At 67.4% G+C, this 19,451-nt stretch carries 30 protein-coding genes and 1 tRNA gene; 19 read left to right on the forward strand and 12 right to left on the reverse strand.

Annotated features, from left to right (window positions below; translation table 11 throughout):
- Positions 1-472: 472 nt before the first annotated feature.
- The 6 genes from MHZ35_RS00005 to MHZ35_RS00030 form a co-directional block, all read right to left on the reverse strand.
- The gene (locus MHZ35_RS00005) at positions 473-697 is read right to left on the reverse strand and encodes a hypothetical protein (protein ID WP_239433818.1); all 225 of its coding nucleotides are present in this window, start codon (positions 695-697) and stop codon (positions 473-475) included.
- Between the two features lie 163 nt (positions 698-860).
- Positions 861-1,583, reverse strand: a complete 723-nt coding sequence (locus tag MHZ35_RS00010) for a hypothetical protein (protein ID WP_239433819.1) — start codon at positions 1,581-1,583, stop codon at positions 861-863.
- Positions 1,583-2,176, reverse strand: a complete 594-nt coding sequence (locus MHZ35_RS00015; protein WP_239433820.1) for a hypothetical protein — start codon at positions 2,174-2,176, stop codon at positions 1,583-1,585. The genes MHZ35_RS00010 and MHZ35_RS00015 overlap by 1 nt, the downstream gene beginning before the upstream one ends.
- A 185-nt stretch (positions 2,177-2,361) precedes the next feature.
- A complete protein-coding gene (locus MHZ35_RS00020) occupies positions 2,362-3,888 on the reverse strand; it encodes a YfjI family protein (RefSeq protein ID WP_239433821.1) in 1,527 nt (508 codons plus the stop codon).
- Positions 3,885-4,865: a CHC2 zinc finger domain-containing protein gene (locus tag MHZ35_RS00025; protein WP_239433822.1), complete on the reverse strand. Its 981-nt coding sequence runs from the start codon at positions 4,863-4,865 to the stop codon at positions 3,885-3,887. Before MHZ35_RS00025 ends, MHZ35_RS00020 begins: the two co-directional genes overlap by 4 nt.
- A gap of 2 nt (positions 4,866-4,867) precedes the next feature.
- Positions 4,868-5,068, reverse strand: a complete 201-nt coding sequence (locus MHZ35_RS00030; RefSeq protein WP_239433823.1) for a hypothetical protein — start codon at positions 5,066-5,068, stop codon at positions 4,868-4,870.
- A gap of 130 nt (positions 5,069-5,198) precedes the next feature.
- Between MHZ35_RS00030 and MHZ35_RS00035 the strand changes: the two genes are divergently transcribed.
- The 17 genes from MHZ35_RS00035 to MHZ35_RS00115 all read left to right on the forward strand — a co-directional run bounded on the left by MHZ35_RS00035 (position 5,199) and on the right by MHZ35_RS00115 (position 12,555).
- Entirely contained in the window at positions 5,199-5,789 is a 591-nt protein-coding gene (locus MHZ35_RS00035) for a LexA family protein (RefSeq protein ID WP_239433824.1), read from the forward strand.
- Positions 5,790-5,978: 189 nt separating this feature from the next.
- Positions 5,979-6,350 carry a hypothetical protein gene (locus MHZ35_RS00040; RefSeq protein WP_239433825.1) on the forward strand — a complete coding sequence of 124 codons (372 nt, stop codon included), beginning with the start codon at positions 5,979-5,981 and terminating at the stop codon, positions 6,348-6,350.
- 149 nt (positions 6,351-6,499) lie between these two features.
- Positions 6,500-7,483 (forward strand): DUF6551 family protein, encoded by a 984-nt coding sequence (locus MHZ35_RS00045; protein ID WP_239433826.1) that lies wholly within the window; start codon positions 6,500-6,502, stop codon positions 7,481-7,483.
- A complete protein-coding gene (locus MHZ35_RS00050; RefSeq protein WP_342453490.1) occupies positions 7,483-8,718 on the forward strand; it encodes an ATP-binding protein in 1,236 nt (411 codons plus the stop codon). The genes MHZ35_RS00045 and MHZ35_RS00050 overlap by 1 nt, the downstream gene beginning before the upstream one ends.
- Positions 8,718-9,218, forward strand: a complete 501-nt coding sequence (locus tag MHZ35_RS00055; protein WP_239433827.1) for a hypothetical protein — start codon at positions 8,718-8,720, stop codon at positions 9,216-9,218. The genes MHZ35_RS00050 and MHZ35_RS00055 overlap by 1 nt, the downstream gene beginning before the upstream one ends.
- 304 nt (positions 9,219-9,522) lie before the next feature.
- On the forward strand, positions 9,523-9,846 hold the full coding sequence (locus MHZ35_RS00060; RefSeq protein ID WP_239433828.1) for a hypothetical protein: 324 nt from the start codon (positions 9,523-9,525) through the stop codon (positions 9,844-9,846).
- The gene (locus tag MHZ35_RS00065; RefSeq protein WP_239433829.1) at positions 9,843-10,064 is read left to right on the forward strand and encodes a hypothetical protein; all 222 of its coding nucleotides are present in this window, start codon (positions 9,843-9,845) and stop codon (positions 10,062-10,064) included. The genes MHZ35_RS00060 and MHZ35_RS00065 overlap by 4 nt, the downstream gene beginning before the upstream one ends.
- Positions 10,061-10,393 carry a hypothetical protein gene (locus MHZ35_RS00070; RefSeq protein WP_239433830.1) on the forward strand — a complete coding sequence of 111 codons (333 nt, stop codon included), beginning with the start codon at positions 10,061-10,063 and terminating at the stop codon, positions 10,391-10,393. Before MHZ35_RS00065 ends, MHZ35_RS00070 begins: the two co-directional genes overlap by 4 nt.
- Entirely contained in the window at positions 10,386-10,628 is a 243-nt protein-coding gene (locus MHZ35_RS00075; protein WP_239433831.1) for a hypothetical protein, read from the forward strand. The genes MHZ35_RS00070 and MHZ35_RS00075 overlap by 8 nt, the downstream gene beginning before the upstream one ends.
- On the forward strand, positions 10,628-10,810 hold the full coding sequence (locus MHZ35_RS00080) for a conjugal transfer protein TraR (RefSeq protein WP_239433832.1): 183 nt from the start codon (positions 10,628-10,630) through the stop codon (positions 10,808-10,810). The genes MHZ35_RS00075 and MHZ35_RS00080 overlap by 1 nt, the downstream gene beginning before the upstream one ends.
- Complete coding sequence (locus MHZ35_RS00085; RefSeq protein WP_239433833.1) at positions 10,807-10,947, forward strand: hypothetical protein; 141 nt, start codon at positions 10,807-10,809, stop codon at positions 10,945-10,947. Before MHZ35_RS00080 ends, MHZ35_RS00085 begins: the two co-directional genes overlap by 4 nt.
- A complete protein-coding gene (locus MHZ35_RS00090; protein WP_239433834.1) occupies positions 10,944-11,186 on the forward strand; it encodes a hypothetical protein in 243 nt (80 codons plus the stop codon). Before MHZ35_RS00085 ends, MHZ35_RS00090 begins: the two co-directional genes overlap by 4 nt.
- Positions 11,183-11,443 carry a hypothetical protein gene (locus MHZ35_RS00095; protein WP_239433835.1) on the forward strand — a complete coding sequence of 87 codons (261 nt, stop codon included), beginning with the start codon at positions 11,183-11,185 and terminating at the stop codon, positions 11,441-11,443. The genes MHZ35_RS00090 and MHZ35_RS00095 overlap by 4 nt, the downstream gene beginning before the upstream one ends.
- Positions 11,440-11,709, forward strand: coding sequence for a helix-turn-helix transcriptional regulator (locus tag MHZ35_RS00100; protein WP_239433836.1), 270 nt, complete (start codon positions 11,440-11,442; stop codon positions 11,707-11,709). Before MHZ35_RS00095 ends, MHZ35_RS00100 begins: the two co-directional genes overlap by 4 nt.
- Before the next feature lie 140 nt (positions 11,710-11,849).
- Positions 11,850-12,089: a hypothetical protein gene (locus MHZ35_RS00105; RefSeq protein ID WP_239433837.1), complete on the forward strand. Its 240-nt coding sequence runs from the start codon at positions 11,850-11,852 to the stop codon at positions 12,087-12,089.
- A 2-nt stretch (positions 12,090-12,091) separates the two neighbouring features.
- Entirely contained in the window at positions 12,092-12,325 is a 234-nt protein-coding gene (locus MHZ35_RS00110) for a hypothetical protein (protein WP_239433838.1), read from the forward strand.
- Positions 12,325-12,555 carry a hypothetical protein gene (locus MHZ35_RS00115; RefSeq protein ID WP_239433839.1) on the forward strand — a complete coding sequence of 77 codons (231 nt, stop codon included), beginning with the start codon at positions 12,325-12,327 and terminating at the stop codon, positions 12,553-12,555. The genes MHZ35_RS00110 and MHZ35_RS00115 overlap by 1 nt, the downstream gene beginning before the upstream one ends.
- An 8-nt stretch (positions 12,556-12,563) precedes the next feature.
- On the opposite strand, the gene MHZ35_RS00120 is transcribed toward MHZ35_RS00115, so the two are convergent.
- Both MHZ35_RS00120 and MHZ35_RS00125 read right to left on the reverse strand, forming a co-directional pair.
- The gene (locus tag MHZ35_RS00120) at positions 12,564-13,916 is read right to left on the reverse strand and encodes a tyrosine-type recombinase/integrase (RefSeq protein WP_239433840.1); all 1,353 of its coding nucleotides are present in this window, start codon (positions 13,914-13,916) and stop codon (positions 12,564-12,566) included.
- Positions 13,917-14,076: 160 nt separating this feature from the next.
- Positions 14,077-14,167: transfer RNA gene (locus MHZ35_RS00125), tRNA-Ser, on the reverse strand.
- A gap of 102 nt (positions 14,168-14,269) precedes the next feature.
- On the opposite strand from MHZ35_RS00125, the gene MHZ35_RS00130 reads away from it, so the two are divergent.
- The gene (locus tag MHZ35_RS00130) at positions 14,270-15,169 is read left to right on the forward strand and encodes a peptidylprolyl isomerase (protein ID WP_239433841.1); all 900 of its coding nucleotides are present in this window, start codon (positions 14,270-14,272) and stop codon (positions 15,167-15,169) included.
- 66 nt (positions 15,170-15,235) lie between these two features.
- Here the strand turns inward: MHZ35_RS00130 and MHZ35_RS00135 are convergent, their stop codons facing one another.
- The 4 genes from MHZ35_RS00135 to MHZ35_RS00150 are packed head-to-tail and all read right to left on the reverse strand — an operon-like array spanning position 15,236 to position 18,711.
- Positions 15,236-15,817 (reverse strand): ABC-type transport auxiliary lipoprotein family protein, encoded by a 582-nt coding sequence (locus MHZ35_RS00135; protein ID WP_125959429.1) that lies wholly within the window; start codon positions 15,815-15,817, stop codon positions 15,236-15,238.
- A gap of 8 nt (positions 15,818-15,825) precedes the next feature.
- Complete coding sequence (locus tag MHZ35_RS00140) at positions 15,826-16,791, reverse strand: MlaD family protein (protein WP_239433842.1); 966 nt, start codon at positions 16,789-16,791, stop codon at positions 15,826-15,828.
- Positions 16,792-16,798: 7 nt separating this feature from the next.
- Positions 16,799-17,608, reverse strand: a complete 810-nt coding sequence (locus MHZ35_RS00145) for an ABC transporter ATP-binding protein (RefSeq protein WP_239433843.1) — start codon at positions 17,606-17,608, stop codon at positions 16,799-16,801.
- Complete coding sequence (locus MHZ35_RS00150; protein WP_446740996.1) at positions 17,605-18,711, reverse strand: MlaE family lipid ABC transporter permease subunit; 1,107 nt, start codon at positions 18,709-18,711, stop codon at positions 17,605-17,607. Before MHZ35_RS00150 ends, MHZ35_RS00145 begins: the two co-directional genes overlap by 4 nt.
- A gap of 62 nt (positions 18,712-18,773) precedes the next feature.
- Between MHZ35_RS00150 and MHZ35_RS00155 the strand changes: the two genes are divergently transcribed.
- Positions 18,774-19,448 (forward strand): HAD family hydrolase, encoded by a 675-nt coding sequence (locus tag MHZ35_RS00155; RefSeq protein ID WP_125959433.1) that lies wholly within the window; start codon positions 18,774-18,776, stop codon positions 19,446-19,448.
- The last annotated feature ends 3 nt before the right edge of the window (positions 19,449-19,451 follow it).

A 19,451-nucleotide genomic window follows, 5' to 3' on the forward strand; every position in this document is an offset into this window, starting at 1 on the left:
GCGGCGCCACCGTATTTGATGGCCGCCCAAGCTTCGATGTTCTCCAGCAGGGAGGCACCATCCGCCGGCATCTTACCCTGGGACCGAAGCTCGCCGATCCAGCGGCTGGAGACCTGGAACACGGCCGCGAGCTGCGGCCGGCTGGGCTCTTCGAGGTCGATTTCCACTCACTTCCCTCCCAGAGGGGTCCTACTTCCCTGCTAAAATGGCCGGAAATGGCGAAAAACAGCCGTTTCGGGGCGACCGCGGGAGGAAGAAGTAAGGCGATTTCCTGTGGCTAGACGGAAGTTGCGCCTTTGCCCCCCGTATTACTCTGCGGCGCCGGAAGGACCCGAAGGGGGGCGGCGGGGAGGCGCCGGCGGCATGGAAGGCGGGCAGCCCCAGTCGTTCGGGACCGCGCAGAAGAGCCATGCGGCACCGATGCCAGTGCCGATCAGCAAGGCGGCAGTCGTGCCGACGATAAGATCTACGATCACCACGCTGCCTGTCCTTCGCGTTGCCAGAGCGGCGGGTAGACCGACCGGACCGGGCCGCGCACCACAGCACGCACATCGGCAGCGATGCGCTCGCATTCGGCGATCAGCGTATCCGAGCGCACAGTCGAACGGGACGGCCGCTCCATCGCGTCGGCCAGCATCTCCAGGTCGGCGGCGAGGTGGCGCAGGCGATCGGAGGGCGTGTGCGCCGTGTCGGGCATCCGAGCCTCCAGTCGCCGTGTCGCGCGCAGGTGAGCCGGAATAGCGGCTCAGGTTCGTTGATCTCGGGTAGCCTTCGGACTCCCGCCGACGCTCAACGCCGGCAGGGTGAAACGGGGATGCGGAAGAGCGCCAGGCTCCACATCGTCTTTCCCCAAGGCCGCTTCAGGCGGCGACACCACTATGGGTGTCCGCGCCTTCTACATCAACAGGACGCACGCGCCAAGCCTCGACGGTCATGGTCAGCGTGCCGCCGAAGTCGATCACCGCGGACGTGCCCCGCCCCTCGACCACCCGGCCGACCATGCCCGCGAGCGATGGCATCTCGGCGATCGTCACCTCGGCACCCTTCCCCAGCTGCTTGCTCTCCTGACGCAGCGCCTTGCGCCGTGCCCGCTCGCTCCCAAGGCGCTCGGCCCGCCGCCGCCGCTCCTGCTCCCGGGTTTCAGCTTCACGCTCGGCGGCAAGGTCGGCAGCTGCGGTCGCTTCCGCCTGGCGCAATCCCTCGACCTGAGCCGCGCCGACGAGGGGGACACGGCCACCGAGTTGCAAGATCGAGAACGACGGGTGTGTCCCGGGCGGTAGCCTGCCGGCCACCACCACCTGACCCAGCTGGTCCGCACCGGCGAACACGAACCCCGGAAGGATCGGCACGTCGACCTCGATCATCACCCGACGCTGCCCGGCGACGTAGCGCCTCGCATTTCCCGGCGCGGGTCGCTTGATCGTCCGGCGCGGCGTCCAGGCAGTGATGCCGGCCTCCCGCAGCGACTTGTCGAGCGCGAGTGTCCGCCCCGCCGACGTTTGAAGGATGCACCAGCGCTCCACCTTGCCCACCTGCTCCATATCGTTCCCGCTCGCTTCCCGATCCTGATTGCGCTCGACCATCACCACCGCCCTCCCGACGCCTTCCGAAGCGCTGGATTCTCGTGCTCTCCCCCCATGCCGGTTGACAGGGAGCGGAGGTCGGGGGTACCGCTGAAGGCGGTATCCCCCGGCCCCTCCCACCGGCCCACCCCCACGTCATCCCGCTTAGGCAAATCCCACAGCGCCACGCCGCCCGGAGCGACGAGGCTGCGGCGGAACACCGTCATGTTCGCCCCGGATCCGATCAGCGCCATCTCGCTATCGAGGCTCTGGACCGTGCGCCCCTGGAGCAGCACGACCAGGCCGAGGGTATCCAGCCGCCGCGCCGCGGGGTTCGCGTTGACACCGAATACCTCCAACGTCGTCCAGCCGGCCTTCACCGCGTCGTCGCCCCACATGCGCAGGAAGGCGCGCGCGTCCTCCACCACCAGCGCCCAGGTGACGCAGGCGATCGGGGGCACCGGCGCCCGCATGCGCGACACCCCGTCCTGCCACGCTGCGACACTTGCGACAGGTGCGACACCGGCACCCGGCACCGCCCGAACATCGCAGAAATCCGTCGTTTCGGGTGTCGCAGCAGGTGTCGCATCTCCGGCGACACGGGTTTGCGACACCCGCGCCCCGTCCGCATCGTCTGCGACAGTTGCGACAGTTGCGACAGGCTCCCTCAAATCCGAGGACACCCCACCATTCCCTGCGGTGCTGACGGCGAAATCTGGTGTCGCGGCTGGTGTCGCACGGGTCTGCGACACGTCTGGCTCGTCGCTCCAAGCGAAGCCCGCGCTGAACAGCCCCTCGCTCATTGCGGATCCAGCGGAATGACGGTGTACGCCTCGACGTAGAACGTGGGCTTGCCTTCCAGATCGAGCGTGGCGCCGCCCTTGATGGCGCGCAGATGATGGTGCTCCTCAAGCACCGCCAGCGCCCGCTTGAGCGTCTGCGCAGCGCGGACCTGGGTCGGTCCACGGCGGTTCAAGAACCGCACGCCGACGGCCGGAAGATTGCGTTTGCGTATCCAGTCGATCAGGACCGCGGCGTTTGCTGTGTCATCGTCGAGCGATGAGGACCCGTACAGGCGTGCCGCCTCGCTCGCGTAGAACTCGACCAACGCGATGCCGCAGTTCACCGCACGGACGCTCAGGCCTTCGGTGATGAGGCTACTGCCGCCAGCGAAGTATGCGACCACCGCCGCCAGCCGTGTGGCGTTCTCCGTCATCTTCGACGCGAAATCGGCGATCTGTTCGTATTTCCCATTGGGGCCGAGCTGGCTCTCGCAATAGTCGCTGAACTCGATCAAGCGAGCTCGCGCCTCCGGCTGCAGCTTCACCACTGCAAGGTCGAGAGCGCGTGTAGCTTGGTCCCGGTATCGGAACTCGCGTGCGATCATCCGCGCGAGCCGGGAGTGATACTCGGCAAGGTGCTGGCGATGTTCGGGGGTGGGCTCTTTCCAGAACCGCGTCCCCTTCAGGCTGCGCGGGGCGGCTGGGAGGATGCGACTGAGCAAGCCTTGATTGCGCACCGCTTGGTTGCCGAGAAGCTTACCGGCGATGTCCGGCTGCACCATGAGGTGGAGGCAGAGGCGGCGGCCGTAGAGGATCTGGGTGCCGCCTTCCTTGTCGGCGCGGATGCGCTTGATCGGCTGGCCGTCCCAGAGCTTCGACAGCATGCCGCCTGTAGCCGCCTGGTTCTCCTCCTGCATCGACCAGCCGCCGAGGAAGGTGGCCCCCTCGTCGGAGAATAAGCCGAGGGCTGGCATAGCTTCCGCAAACAGGCGCTGGAGCCCCGGCCCGGTGGGCTCGTCAACCGTCAGCAAGGGCTGCATCGGAGGCACCGGCGGCTTGCCCGCATCCTCAAGGCAGGACCGGATTTCGGCGCGTGACTTCGCGCCGCCCTTCGCCTTCTGGACCGCCGCTTTGTGCGCGGCGTCATCGATATTGTAGGCGTGCCGCTGGGCTTCGAACTGCACCCCCAGCTGCTCCTCCCGTTCCTTGATGGGAAGGATGGCGAAGCGATCGGATGTGGATTTGCGGTCGCCAGATGCCGCGATCGACACAAGGAACAGGGAGGCGGGGCTGTACTGGCCGGTGATCGTCTCGACGTTGATGAAGCCCTGCGTCGCAAGCGACGCGGCGCCTAGGACCGACTGCGCAGCGAGCGAAGTCGGCACCTGCGCCATCGCGACGATCGCCTCGATGGCGTGCTTGATAGTTGGGCTCAGCGCCTCCAGCGGAAACTCGGTGGCCTCCCCGAGCGAGGCCTTGATGTCGAGCGGCTGAGGCGCGATCGCGTCCGCCCCGGCGAATTGCTCGTCGAACCCGCCGCTCATCGTGCCGCCCCCCGCAGCTGGTCATTCCAGTCGTCGAAGGTTGCCGCGGGCCACACCAGCCGCACCTCGAGCCCGCGCTCGGACAGCGAGATCGCCGCCTTGTTCGCGGCCACGCGGCCGGCGGTGTTGTTCTGCCCAGCCACGAACACGCGGCGGACCTCCGGCGGGAACACGACGGCTGGCATCATGCTCGTTCCGAACGGCACCCACACCGGCAGCCCCGGGCCCTCCTGCATCAGCGACAGCCCGTCCTCAGGGCCTTCCGCGAGGATCACCGCAGGCCCTGGTGGCTCCAGCCGGAGCGCGGAGCCGCGGATGGTGCCGAGGCTCAGCTTGCAATCCTTCGTGCCGAGCGCCGGGTTGTCGTTCTTGAAGAAGATGCGCTGGATACCGACTACCGCCCCGGTGCCATCCTGCGCGCCGCAGATGATCGCGGGGCGCTTGCGGCCCCACTCGCCCGTCTCCTTGTTCCGCCAGGACGGCACCATGCCGAACCGCACGGTGTCAGGTAGGTCGATCGTGATGCCGCGGGCGCGGAAATACGCCCGGCCCTCAGTTTCGGCGACCGGCATCGCGTCCGCGTAGAACCGGCGAGCGTCCTGCTCCTTGGCCAGATCCTCCAGCCGGTCTTCCGCTTGCGCCTTCGCGCGCTCCTGCGGCGTCCACGTCGGCAAATCATCGTTCGCCAGCCGACGGTATGCCTCCCGGAAGGTGCAGCCCTCCCGCTCCATGACGAACCGCACGACGTCGCCATGCGCCGAACAGCCGAAGCAATGATAGAACCCCTTCGCGTCGTTCACGTAGAAGCTGGGCGACTTCTCCGGGTGGAATGGGCAGAGGCCCTGATGCTCCCTGCCTGCCCGTTTCAGCTTCACCGCTCGGCCGACCACGCCGGATAGCGGGTGCCGCTCCTTCAACTCGTCGACGCGACGCCGGAACTCGGCGTCGTCCAGGCGCCCCCTGCCCTGCTGCGCCATGATCAGGCGTCCGCCTTCGCGTAGAAGTCGTTCGCGGTGACGCTGCCGCCGGTCTCGCGAATGATCGCGGCCATCACCTTCTTGTCACGAGGCACCCGGCCGACGGCGTACCGTTGCACGACGCTGGCATTGGCGACCCCTATGCGTTCCGCGAACGCGGCGTAGGTGATCTTGTTCTCGGCGAGGTAAGTGGCGAGCTTCATGACGACAGAGTATCCGTTACGGAAACCCGCGGCAAGCAGCCTCCAAAGAAGGTTTCCTGTTAACCTTCTTTTCCTCTATCCCCACGTATCCGCTTTGGATAAACGGGCGACTCTTCGTTAGGGGCTCTCGATGAACGCTACTCTGCCTACCGGTCTCCGCATCCGCGCGCTGCGCACGGAACGCGGCTGGACGCAGGACGATCTGGCCCAGCGCATCGACACCACGAAAGCCACCGTGTCGAAGATCGAGGCATCCACCCGTCGTCTCAGCGACAAGTGGCTGCGCTCACTGGCGAACGCCTTCGGCATGAGCATCGGCGAGCTTCTGGGTGAGGCGCAGCGGCGGGAGGTCGGCCAGGTCCCATTGATCGGCCGCATCGCCGCCGGCAACTGGCGCGAGGCAATCCTCGATCCGACCGATTACCTCCCGGCGATCAACCCCGCGAAGAACTCGTTCGCCCTCACCCCCGACGGCGACTCGATGAATCTCGCGATCCCCGAGGGCGCGCACGTCATCGTCGATCCGGACGACGGCCAACTGCGCGACGGGAAGATCTACGCCGTGATGAACGGGGACGGCGAGACCACCGTCAAGCGCTACCGCGCCGAGCCAGCTCGCCTTGAGCCGCAATCCACGAACCCAGATCACAAGCCGATCATGCTCGGCTCCGAGCCTTTCACCGTCATCGGTCGAGTGACCGAAGTCCTCTACTCCGTCTAAGTTTCCGAAAAAGAGACTGGCCTGCTTGACCCGGTTTCCATTTTGGATATTCTCAGCGGCATCAGGTGAGTGCAGCCGAAAGGCCCGCCGACCCTGATCCGCAGGGATAGGAAAGACGTGCTCGGCCGCCAGCGATAGGGGCCAGCCTCCGCCGATCCACCTGCTCCACTCATGGAGGGAGGTCGGCCCATGGCCACCGTCGCATTGCAGCTTGCCGATCACGGCCAGCAAACCAGCGTCGAAGATGACGCACACCTTACCGCGCTGACCAGCCTCGCAGCTTCCGGCATCGACTTCGCCGGCACATGGGCGAAGCTCTGGGGCATCTACGGGTGCGGCCTCGTAAACGATCGCCACGGGCGCTTTATGCTCGCTCGGGCCCTTCCCACGGATGACGCCTTCCCGGTTCGCGGTGAGGTCGAACCGATCCTCGCGCTGCGCAATCAGGACGAATGGATCGGGGCCACCAAGGCGCTCGAAACGATGCTCCGGATGCTTGGCGCCGAGGGCCGTAACCTCGTGTCGGCATTCGCCACCGAAGCCGGGAGCGCGGCGAAGTGAGCACGCCCTCCCACGTCTGGATCTGCGCGCCCGGCAAGGAGGCGCCCGATTGGGTGGTCGAATGCATGACCACCGCCGATGTCGCGGCCGATGGCAGCTTCGAGCTCGCCGCCGCTGACGGGACGCTGCGGGTTGAGCCGGGCTTCGCCGTGTTCGACGTCGCCGGCCGCGTATTCGCCTGCCCTCCGCGCCTGATCCAGGAAAAGCTCAAGGCGGTTGCGGGTGAAACACACGAAGTAGTCGTGGGCTTGGCGTCGCAGACGGAAGCAATCGAAGCAGAGCGCCTTCGGCCGCGGCGTGGCAGCAAAGAACGCGGAAACGTCCTCGACCCCGATTATCAGCTGAAGCTCAAGCCGATGATCGGCGCGCCGTGCACCCCCGCGTTTATACCGATCGAACAGCTCAAGGTGGATGACACCTACCAACGCTCGATCGAGGGCGGCGCGAGCCGGAAGCTGATCGTCAAGATCGCTGAGAACTGGGACTGGCGGCTTTGCCTGCCGCTGCTGGTCAGCCGGCGTCCTGATGGCATGTACGTCATCGACGGCCAGCATCGGAAGGAAGCGGCCGACCTGCGCGGCGACATTCAGCACCTTGCCTGTGTCGTTTTCGACTTCGACGACCCGAAGGCCGAAGCTGAGCTGTTCGTGCAGGCGAACCGCAGCCGGCGCGCGATGAGCACGCTCGACGACTTCCACGCAGCCGTGGTGGCAGGCGACCCCAAGGCGGTAGCGGCGAACGATGTCGTCACTGCGGCTGGGCTGACGGTCGGCCGTATCCAGGCGTGGCAATACTGGAAGCCGGGTGAGGTGATCTTCATCAAGGCCATCCAGCGGGCCCTCAACACGCACGGCAAGCAACTGGTCGGCGAGGCGCTGAGCATGATCGCGCGCGCCTTCGAAGGGCAGACGCTCGTCGGCGTCGGCGCGGTGTTCGAAGGGCTCATCGCCTTTATGCAGGCGCGCGCCAAGGCGGAGAACCCGATCGAGCCCTCCCTGATGGAGATGATGCTCACGAACGTCGGCATCCCTGGCTGGAAGGAAGCCGTCGAAGGTTACGAGTCCAGCGGCGAGCGCGCCGACGCGATGCTGAAGGCGATTTCGGACGCCTACAGCGAGGCGGAGGCACAGTGATGCTGCACCAGAGCGCCCAGCCCTTCAACGAAGCGCAGAAGATGATCGCGCGGGCCCTGTACGAGGACGGGCAGACGGACCGGCAGATCGCCGACGTGTGTTCCACCTCTGTCAACAACATCATCTGGTGGCGCAAGGAAGAGGGCTTACCCGAGAACCTGTCGCGTGAAGCGCAGGCCCGTGCCGCGGAAGAGGCGTGGACGCCACCGGTTGCCCGGAAGCCTCGGGCAGCTGCCAAGCGCTCGCCGGTCAACGTCACCCAGGTCACCTCCGACCCGCGCATTGTTTCTCCGGAGGCCGCGCAGGCTGCCTATGTCGCCCCGGTGCAGCCCGACGGTGACAACGCCATCGAGATCGGAATGCACATGGACGCCAAGGTCTACGTCGACCTGGCCGAGATGCTGACCACCCGGCTGCTGATCCAGGGCAACAGCGGCAGCGGCAAGACCCACCTGCTGCGCCGCTTGCTCGAGGAGTGCGCAGGCATTGTCCAGCAGATCGTCGTCGACCCGGAGGGTGACTTCGTCAGCTTCGGCGAGGCGTTCGGGCACACCATCGTGGAGGCGAAGGATCACACGTCCGCGCGCTTGGCGAAGATCGCAGGGCGCGCGCGCGAGCTGCGCGGGTCTGTCGTTCTGAGCCTGGAAGGCATGGAGATCGAGCAGCAGATGGACGCCGTCACGGTGTTCCTGAACGCCCTGTTCGCTGCCGGCCCCGAGCATTGGCACCCCGCGATCGTCGCCGTCGATGAGGCGCACCTCTTCGCCCCCAGCATGGACAACGGCGAGGACAAGGAGACGCGCAAGGAATGTCGCTCGGCCATGGCGAACCTGATGTGTCGCGGCCGGAAGCGGGGACTGGCGGGGATCATCGCTACTCAGCGCCTCGCGAAGCTCCACAAGAGCGTCGCAGCCGAAGCCTCGAACTTCCTGATGGGGCGCACCTTCATGGACATCGACATCGCCCGCGCAGCCGACCTGCTCGGAATGTCCCGCGCCGACAGCGAGCAAGTCCGAAACCTGTCGCGGGGCGAGTTTATCGGCCTCGGCCCCGCGATCGCGCGCCGCGCGATGCGGGTGAAGATCGGCCCCGTCATCACGCATGGCAAGGCAGGCGATGAGAAGGGAATCACCCCCCTCCCCACGATGCGTCCCGAGGATATGCAGGCGGCGCTACTTGCCGACGACGAGGACGAGGGCGAGCGCCCCGTGCGTCACCTGAGGGCGGTCAACTGATGGCGCGGCGCGGAATCCAAAAGTGCCCGCCGGAGAAGCTGGCGCTGATGGTCGAGCTCCTCCCGACCATCGGCAGCCTGCGCGACCTGTGCGCCATCACCGGCCTGCGTCTCGACACCGTTCGACGTGAGACGGCGCCGTTCCGCGCCATCATGAAGCTGCAAGGCACGCACCCGCAGTGCGGCTGCGGACGTGACCGCTTCCATCCCTACGGTTGCGCGGACAGTCGAGCGAAAAGCTGGCCGAGCGATTGCGTGCCGGGACACACCCGCGAGCAGACGCCCGTGGTGTTGGCGCGGCGCCAGGTCGCGATCCAGATGCTCGTTGCCGGCGACCGCTTCGTCGACATCGATCGCGCGCTCGGCACCTCCAAGGGCGTTGCCCGGAAGTACCTCCGCCACCTCACGCCCGAACAGGCCGAGCAGCGCACCCGCGAGCAGCAGCGCCGCGCCACCGCGCCCGACTGCCTCACCACCGAGCCCGAAAGGAAGGCCGCATGACAGACCGCATCCCCGCGCGTTGCGGAAACTGCAGATGGTGGATCCCCGGCGCACCGGCCAACGCCGCCGCCACGCGCGAACCCGGCGCGGCCCCGTACCACGGCGCCTGCCACGTCAGCCCCCCGGTTGCTTCGGCCGCCCACTGGTCCGGGCCTAAGGTCGGCTGGTTCCCGATCACGCACGAGGACCGCTTCTGCGCTGAGTGGGAGGAGCCCGAGGACGATGGGGGGCCCGATGGTGTCGAGGAAGTGCCCGGCGACCAGGGCGGGGGGGATGTGGTGCCTATTCGCCGGGACCTTGCGGCGTGAGCGACCTTTTCACCTATCCGCACCAGCCTGGCGCACGGGCGCGCGACACCAGCCGAGACGCAGCCGACGCGATCGCGCCGGACGCTGGCAAGCTGCGCGCTCGTGCCCTTGCGGTCGTCCGACGCTCCAACGGCCTGACGGCAGACGAAGTCGCCGGCCGGCTGGGGCTCTCGATCCTCTCAATTCGACCCCGTCTGACCGAGCTCTCCAGGCTGGGCCAGGTCCGCGACAGCGGCCTGCGCCGGCGGAATGCAAGCGGCCGTCCGGCCATCGTCTGGGCGCCAGTCCACCCCGCGCGACTGAAAGGACAGCGCACATGAACCAACCCGACGTGCTGCCGATCCGCAGCGGGGCGTACCTTATCCACAAGAGCACCGCGCCCCGCGCCCGGCACGAAACCTTCAGCGCCGCCGAGGCCGAAGCAATCCGCCTGCTCGGCGCCAATCCCGGCGCCACTTTCATCATCAGCCGCGAGGAAGCCCGCGTGCGCCTGCACCGCAGCGCCTCGGGCATCCCGCTGACCCGGAGGAAGTCATGAACGACGAAATCACCACCAACACGAAGACCTTCCCCGGCAGCTACCTCCTGTTCCGCAAGGACGGCCAGAACCTCAAGCGCCGGACTGGCGAGCGCACGGCACGACCGCCGCGCTTCCGCCACCCGACTTTGCAGAGTGCCGAGACCGAGGCGCGGCGCCTGCTGGGGAAGTACCCGCAGTCGACGTTCGTCATCTTGCAGGAGGTCGGGCGCGTGAAGATCGCGCCGGCTGTCGACCCGGAGCCCAAGCAGCCGCGCGATAGAGATCCGGCAAGCGTCTTCGAGGAACACGCTGCGTGGGTCCGCCGCACGGAGCATCCCCGTGGCTGACGCAACTCTCGACGAGGATCAGATGGAAGCGCTCGCCCAAGACTTGGCGGACATGGCGCCGGAGAAGAGCGGCGACCCAGTCGACGCCGCCCTCGCGCTCTTCGGCGCCTGCCTGGGTACGCTCGCCGCACACTTGGGTCCCGACGCAGCGGCCCAGTTCCTGAGCAACGTTGCCGAGGGCCGCGACGACCTGCGCTCCGTGCTTCAGGTCGAACCGGCCGGGAGGGTGCACTGATGGCTGACGACGTCGACCACGCGAACGCGATCTCCGAGGCTCGCCTTGAGCGCAGCCTCGCAGCTGCGCGCGCGCCGGTGCCAGCCGGCGTTCCTGGCGAATGCGAAGAATGCGGCGAGGACATGCCGCGGCTGGTGGACGGCCGCTGCGGATACTGCCGCGATGGAAGGAGCCGCCCATGAACGACCCTGACGTCTTCACCTTCGGCATGTTCGCCGCGTGGGCTGCCTTCTCGCTCGCACGGATCGCCTACCAGTCGCGGCGCTCGGCGGAAGCCATCGAGAAGCTGGTCGGACTGGCAGAGCGGGGGCGGCGATGAACGGTTTCAACCAGGCGCCGGCGCAGGACGTGCTGGCCGAGGGCGACTTCTCGTCAGAGGAGACGACAGCCTTGCTCGACGCAGCCCAGGCCGCGGTCGCAGCACTTATTGGCCGCAAACGGGTCGCGAGGTTCGACTTCGAGGGGCAGCGATATCGAGCCAAAGCCAGCCAGTTTCGGCTGCACGTCTCGACGGCGGATAATCGGCGCTACGTCGCCTACCGGTGGAGGGAGGTATGAGCATCGTCCAACGCATCCGCCGCCACGCGCCATGGCTAGAGCCTTGGTACGACTGGGGAAAGACGACGACCTGGCGGCTGGATCAGGTCGAGCGCGACTTCTCCGACGAAGCGGAGGGCGAGGTCTGGCTGATCGAGATCCAGTGGTTCGGTCTGCACCTCGGCATCCAGCTGGGGCGCCAGCCGCGCAAGATCACGCCTGAACAAGTCGCGGCGAACAAGCGCCGCGCCGCAGATCTCGAAAGGAACGGGATATGAAGGGGGGCCGCAAGAGCTCCGCACCGGTCACCAGCCGCGCAGCCGACCGCATCGCCAAGCGCGAGGTGGACTATGGCCTTGAGGATCGCCTGCTGCCGATCGCGGCGGTGATGGAGATCGCCGGCATCGGCAAGACGCTGATCTACCGGCTGATGCGCGAGGGCAAGTTCCCGCAGTCGTGCAAGCCGGGCGGCGCGTCGACGCGCTGGAGCGAGCGCGAGGTGCGCGCGTGGAAAGAGCGCATTTTGGCACAACGCGCCGCGTGATCGCCGGTGGCGAATCAGCGGGGGCCGTCTACGCTCCCGCATGAGGAGGGGTTCACATGACAGACATTCCGCTGAACCAAGCCGTTCTCCTTTGGGACTCTGGCTTGAACGGAGGCACGCCAGCCTTCGTTGTGCGCCCCTTGGGGCATGACGACTATTACCGTTACGGCTCCAGCGTCGGGGCCTGCTTTGCGGACACCCGAAAGCTCGATGCCCGCGGACAGAAGCTGCAGCTGCTGATCGACGCCTGGCACATCGTCGCCTTCTATGGCGTGCCGGTGGAGATGGTGCGGGAGGGCCTGCTGGTGATCCCCGAATATCGCGACATGCTGGCCGACGACTGCCTGCCGAAGCAGTTTCGGCACGAACGGGAGGGTTGAAGATGGCGAAACATATCCAGGACGTGTTCGAAGATAAGGCGCGCGCAGGTGATGGCGCCTATGCGGTTGCCTTCGCGCTGCTTGAGCTGGCGCGCGCTCAGGAGCGCACCGCGACCCAACTGAAGCACCTCGGCCTCGCCGATGCCGCCACGCCGTACGGCGCGATCGAGGCGCTGGTCATGCAGATCAAGGAAACGGGCGAGACCATCGCCAACGCGCTGGAGAGAGACGACTGATGCCGCTGATCATTATTGACGCCCTGCCCAGCGGGCAGGTCCTCATCAACACCGACCAGATCGTGCAAGCCCGATCCGACCAGGGCCGGGTGACGCTGTACCTGACCGGAGATCAGGAAGTGGGCGTTCCTCACGAATCGGTCGACGCTCTGCTCGACGATATCTGGGAAAGTGTCGCAGCCGTGGAAGCCGCATTTGAGAAGGCGCGCTCGCCAGCAGTGCCAATCTGACGCTTAGGCTACGCATTCTCCAGCCGCTTGCGCGGCCCCTTCGGTGACGTGTCGGCCCAACGGATCGGCTGGCCGACATGCACCTCGGGCGCTTCCAGCCCGACGGTGATCAGGTCGCCCCATGCCTGGGCGATCTCCCGGCGCCGGGGCATGTAGCCGGCGCGGTTATAAGCACCCTCGACCTTGTCCTTCGGGACGTGCGCCAGCATCAGGTCGATCACCGCACGGTCGCCTTCCTGCTTGTCCGGCCGCTCGTTCATGATCGTCGAGAACGCCGCGCGGAAGCCGTGCGGGACGTGGCGCTGGTAGTAGCCGGCGCGGATCAGCAGCGCGCGCAGGGTGTTCTCCGAGATCGGGCGGTGCACATGCCGCTCGCTGGGGAACATCAGCAGGAAGCCACCGGTCAGCGGCCGCAGCGCGCGAATCAACTCGACCGCGTGTGTTGAGAGCGGCACCAGATGCTCCCCGAACTCCTCCGCCTTGCGATCCTGATCGCCTTTCATGCGCGCGGCCGGGATTCGCCACAGCGGCTCCGGCCCGTCCAGGCCCTCGATCTCGGACCAGTGCGCGTTCTGGATTTCGTTGGGTCGGACGGCGGTCAGCGCCAGCAGGCGCAGCGCAAACTTGGTCGATGCGCGGCAGCGCTCGTCGTCGCAGTCGCGGAGCATCTTTCGCACCAGCTCGATCTGCTCGTCGTGGTCGCGCACGCGATCGATAATGGAGGGCTGCTTCTTGGCGCGCGGCTTCTTGCGCAGCGCCTTGCCCATGCTCGCGGCCGGGTCGACCTTCGCCAGTCCGGCGCCGATCGCATAGACGTAGATGTCGGAGATGCGCTGGCGCAGCCGGTGCGCCGTCTCGATCGCGCCGCGCTGCTCTACGACATTCAGCACCTCAAGCACCTTCGGCGATTCGATGCTGGTCAGCGGGAGGTCGCCGATCGCCGGGAAGGCATCGCGCTCCAGGCTGCGCAGCACGTCGGCCGCGTGCACCTCCGACCAAGTCGGCTTGCGCAGCTCATGCCAGCGCCGGGCGACGAGCTCGAAGGTGTTGCCGCTTTCAGCCGCGCGGGACTGGACGGTGATGCGCCGCTCGACGGCCGGGTCGCGACCTTCGCGCAGCAGCGCCTTGGCCTCGTCGCGCTTCTTGCGCGCTTCGAGCAGGGTCATCGCAGGGTATGACCCGAACGACAGCGTCTTCTGCGCCGGCTTGCCAGCCGCGTTCTTCCCGTAGGTGTAATTCATGCGCCAGTGCCGGCCACCAGCCGGGGTGACGTGCAAAAATAGCTGCCCGGTGTCGCTCAGCTTGTACGCCTTGTCGGCGGGCTTCGCGGCTTTGATCTTCGCGTCCGTGAGCACGACCATCTCCGATACCATGGCATCGCTGGCCCGATACCATGCGATCTACCATGCCGATCGGTGGACGCATGAGAACAACCGCGAACACCGTCCGCCACATCAATGGGCAGAAATGGCGGTTTTGCAAGGGTCCGAGGACGGGTAGGAACCATGGCGCATGGTATAGTGGCGGAGCGGGAGGGATTCGAACCCTCGATACGGTTTTGCCGTATACTCACTTTCCAGGCGAGCGCCTTCGACCACTCGGCCACCGCTCCGCATGCTCTGGAAGGCGGCCCGTACCGCGCGTTGCGTCGGGGCGCAAGGCTGATGCGCGTGCAGTTGCCAGCAGCCGCAGGCGCGTGGCACGCTGCGGGGTGATGCTGACCGCCCTTCTATCGCTCGCCCTGCTCGGCACAACCCCTGCCGAGCCCGCACCCGGCCAGTCCGCGGCCCCCGCGCCACAGACGGCCGCCACGCCGATCGCTGCGGACTGGCGGCCGATCCCCGACGACGACGTGCTGGTGATGACGCTGGCCGGAGACCGGCGGGTCGTGATCCGGCTCGCGCCCGCAGCGGCGCCCGTCCACATCGCCAACATCCGCACGCTTGCACGGGCGCATTGGTGGGACCGGACCAGCGTCTATCGCGTCCAGGACAATTATGTCGCGCAATGGGGCGATGCGACCGAGACGAAGCCGCTACCCGCGGGCGTCGTCGCCAACCCGCCTGCCGAATATGGCATGTCCGCCCCGAAGTTCGCCGCTGAGCTGACCCGGGCGGACCCCTATGCCCGCCAGACCGGCTTCACTGCCGACGGTTGGCCGGTCGCCCGCGGCAGCTGGCTCGACCAGGGAGCGGAAGGGTGGCTGCCGCACTGCTATGGCATGGTCGGGGTCGGGCGGGACATGGCCCCGAGCACGGGCAGCGGGGCTGAGCTCTACGCCGTGATCGGCCACGGGCCTCGCCATCTCGATCGCAACATTGCGCTGGTGGGACGCGTGATCGAGGGGATCGAGTATCTGTCGGCGCTGCCGCGCGGCACCGGCGACCTCGGCTTCTACAAGACCGAAGCGGAGCGTACCCCGATCCTGTCGATCCGGCTGGCGAGCGACATGCCGGCCACCGAGCGCCCGCGCTTCGACTATCGCGCTGCCGACAACCCGCGCTTTGCCGCCTATGTCCGCGATCGTGAGAACCGCCAGCCGCCGTTCTTCACGGTTCCAGCCGGCGGGGCCGACATCTGCAACGTGCCGCCGCAGGTCCGCCGCAGGCCCTGAGCAGCCACTCCGGCTACATCGCGCGGGTGCGCGGCAAGCCGGACCGTCTGCTGCACGGGCGAGACGTCAGCGGCCGATCCAGTCGGCGACCTCGACCGCCACCTGGTTTGCTGCCTGGTTGATCGCGGGCGCAACCGTTTCCGCAGTGATGGCCGTCACCGGCACGCGCGCCTCGAAGCGACGCTTCTCCACCGCCTCGGGCCGGCCGACGCGGATCAGCGCCGCGTCGAAGGTGACGACCGCCTCGTTGGTGGTCGCATCCATGCCGAACGACCGGAGTTCGCCCGAGAGCTGCGAGCTCGGATCGACGCTCGCCTGGCGCAGGCTGAGGACCACCCGGCCGGTACGCGTGGTCACCGTATCGCTCAGCAGCCGGGCGAACAGGCGCCCGGGCTGCTCGACCCACTGCGCATCCTTGACATAGGCGAGCGAGGTGTCGGTCGCGCGCACGGGGACGCGCGTCACCGCCAGCTCCTGCGGCACGCTCGGCACGGCGATCAGGATCGACTTGGCCGCGCCCGAATTCTGCGCATTGCCGACCGGCACCGCCTGCGAGGGCGTGAGGGTGAGCAGCGAGGGCGGCGGCTCCGCGCCCAGGCGGATGCAGGCGGACAGCGGCAGCAGCGCGAGAATGGCGAGCTTCTTCATGAATTCCCTCACTTGCCTTCGTAGTCGGGCAGCTTCTGGCGGCCGATGATCGAGCTGGCGCCCCCCTGGTCCACCCGCTCCGCCACCGCGGCGAGCGCCGTGGTCATCTGGCGCAGGTCGGCAACCAGCTGGCCGACCTCCGGAACGGTCCGCTTGGAGAAGGTCTGCAGGCCGGGGCGGGCATCGCCGATCGCGTCGTTGAGCGTGTCGGCGCTACGCTGTGCCGACTCGATCGTGCGGTTCAGGTTCTGGAGGGTCGGACGCACGTCGTTCGCGAGCACGCCGTTGCTGGTTTCCGCCAGCTGGCCGATCTGCTCGGCGGCAATGCCCGCGCGCTGGATGGCGATGCGCGTCTCCGCAAGCGTCGCGGCGATCTCCGGCCCGCGATCCGCGAGTGCGTCGGTCAGGCGATTGGTGTTTTCCAGGATCGCAGCGATCGAATTCTGGTTCCGATCCGACAGCAGCTCGGTCAGCCGCTCGGTGAGCGACGTCAGCCGCTCCAGCAGCCGCGGCGCGGAGCTCAGGATCGCGCCGAGACCACCCGGACGGGTGGGGATCACCGGCACGCCCATCGGGCAGGAGGTCTCCGGATGCACTTCGGGGCAGGCGATCGGCGGGGCGCCTTTCACCGCGCCGTCGAGCGCGATCTGGCTGACGCCGGTGAAGCCCACGCCCTGGATGGTGGCGGTGGTGCCCTCCAGGATCGGCACGCCCTCGTTGACCGCGATGCGCACGCGCACCAGCGAGGGGTCCGGCTTGAACAGGGCGATCTCCTTCACCTGACCGGACGGCACGCCGGAAAAGGCGACGGGCGAGCCCTTATTGATGCCGTCCACCGCCTGCTTGAAGAAGATGTCGTACTCCAGTTCGGTCGCGCCGTTCACGCGCGCCAGCCAGACGGTGAAGATCGCCAGCACGGCGAGCAGGATCAGCACCACCGCGCCGACCAGGACATGGTTCGATCGGGTTTCCATCAGCCTCTCAAGCCCCCTGTGTCCGGCGCGCTTCCGCAGTGCCGGCGCTGGCCACCGCGGCACGTCCGCGGGGTCCTTTGAAATATTCCTGGATCCACGGGTGATCCAACGCGAGGAGTTCGTCGATCGTGCCGACGGCGATCACCTTCTTGTCCGCCAGCACGGCGACCCGATCGCAGATCGCGTAGAGCGAATCGAGATCGTGGGTGATCAGGAACACGGTGAGCCCCAACGTGCGCTGGAGCGACCGGGTGAGGTCGTCGAAGGCTGCCGCACCGATCGGGTCGAGCCCGGCGGTGGGCTCGTCCAGGAACAGCAGGTCGGGGTCGAGCGCCAGCGCCCGGGCGAGGCCGGCACGCTTGCGCATGCCGCCGGACAGCTCCGCCGGATATTTCGGCGCGGCATCCGCCGGCAGGCCGGTCATGACGACCTTGTAGGTGGCGATCTGCTCCAGCAGCGTCTCGCTCAGCCGCGGGTAGAATTCGCGCAGCGGCACCTGCACATTCTCCCCCACCGTCAGGGTGGAGAACAGCGCGCCGCCCTGGAACAGCACGCCCCAGCGCTTGCGGATCTCGACCGCCTCCGTCTCCTCGCGGTCGAGCGTCGATTCGCCGAAGACCGAGATCTCGCCCGCCGCCGGAGTCTGGAGGCCGATGACCGAGCGCATCAGCACCGACTTGCCGGTACCCGATCCGCCGACGACGCCCAGGATCTCGCCGCGGCGCACGTCCAGGTCCAGCCCCTCGTGCACGACCTGCTCGCCGAACATGTTCTTGAGCCCGCGGACGCGGATCACAATGTCCTCGTCGGTCGTCATATCCAGCCGATCCGTTCGAAGAACACCGCGAAGAAGGCGTCGAGCACGATCACCAGGAAGATCGCCTGCACCACCGCAGAAGTCGTGCGCAGCCCGACCTGTTCGGCATCGCTTTCCACCTGCATGCCCTGGAAACAGCCGGAGATCGCGATGATCAGGCCGAACACCGGCGCCTTGATCAGGCCGACGTACAGGTCCGTGATCGGCACCACCTCACGCAGCCGCTGGATATAGGTGATCGGCGGGATGTCGAGCGTCGCCCAGCACAGCAGCCCGCCCCCGATGATCGCGATGAGGGAGGAGTAGAAACCGAGCAGCGGCATCATCAGCACCGCCGCCAGGGTGCGCGGCAGCACCAGCGCCTCCATCGGCGAGACGCCGATGGTGCGCATCGCGTCGATCTCCTCGGTCAGCTTCATGGTGCCGAGCTGCGCTGCAAAGGCAGAGCCGGAGCGACCGGCGACCATGATCGCCGTCATCAGCACGCCGAGTTCGCGCAGCGTGATGCGACCGATCAGGTTGATCGTGAACACCTCGGCGCCGAACTGGCGCAGCTGCACCGCGCCTTGCTGCGCGATCACGATGCCGATCAGGAAGCTCATCAGCCCGACGATGCCGAGCGCCGAGACGCCGACCACCTCGAACCGCTGCACCGTCGCATTGTACCGAAAGCGCCGCGGGTGGCGGATCACGTTGCCGGCCGCGATCACCGTCGCGCCGAGGAAGCCGAGGAGGCCCAGCAGCGTGCGGAACGACAGCACCGTTGCCGTGCCGAGTTCGTCGAGCACCCGCGCCACGAGCGACAGGGGCTTCGCCTTCTGCACGACGGGCTGGTCCGCCTCGCCCACCTGGTCGATCAGGTGCTGGCCGTCTTCGTCCAGCCCTTCGATCCTTGCGTCATGGGCCACAGCGAAGCGGCGCACGATCCACGCGCCGACCGTATCGATCCGCTGCACGTCGGAGAGATCGATACGGTCGACCGCGCCCTCGTGCCGGTCCAAGCGCTCGGGAAGACTCCCGAGCCGCGCAAGCGTGAGTTCCCCGGTGAACCGCAGCACGCGCTGGTCCTGCGGATCAGGGGAAAAGTCGACGGCCACAGTCATCGCCATGCTCCATCGGCGATTTCCACTAGAACGGCAAGGCGCGAGCTTGCAGAGACGCAGCAATGCACCGTCTCGCAATCTACGACATGGACCGGACGATTACCCGTGCGGGTACCTGGACTCCCTTTCTTCTCCACACGCTCGAAGGCCGGCAGCGCTGGCGGGTGGCGCTGCTGCCGCTCGCGGTGCTGCTCGCGGCCGGCTATGCCGGAAAGCTCTACAGCCGGGGCCGGTTGAAGGAACTGACCCACCGGCTGATGCTGGGCCGCACCGTCCCCGCCGAGACGCTCAAGACGCTTTCGCACCGCTTTGCCGAGCGGACGCTCGAAAAGGGCGTTTTCGCGGATGCGGTGAAGCAGATCGAGGCTGATCGGGCCGAGGGGCGCACCCTGGTGCTCGCCACCGCCTCCTACCGCTTCTACGCGGCCGAGATCGCGGCACGGCTCGGCTTCGATCATGTCATCGCGACCGATTCGAAGCTCAGCGAAGCCGGGGCGCTGCTGCCCCGCATCGACGGCGAGAACTGCTACGGTCCCGGCAAGCTGCGGATGATCGAGTCGTGGTATGCGGCCCAGGGCCTGCGGCGCGAGGATACCCAGGTCCGCTTCTACAGCGATCATGTGTCGGACGCGCCGGTGTTCGAATGGGCCGACGAGCCGGTGGCGGTCAACGCCCATACGCCGCTGCGCCTGCTCGCCAAGGCGCGGGGCTGGCGCATCCTCGACTGGGCAGCCTGAACC

Source organism: Sphingomonas sp. ACRSK, from assembly GCF_022346685.1.
GTDB lineage: Bacteria > Pseudomonadota > Alphaproteobacteria > Sphingomonadales > Sphingomonadaceae > Sphingomonas > Sphingomonas molluscorum.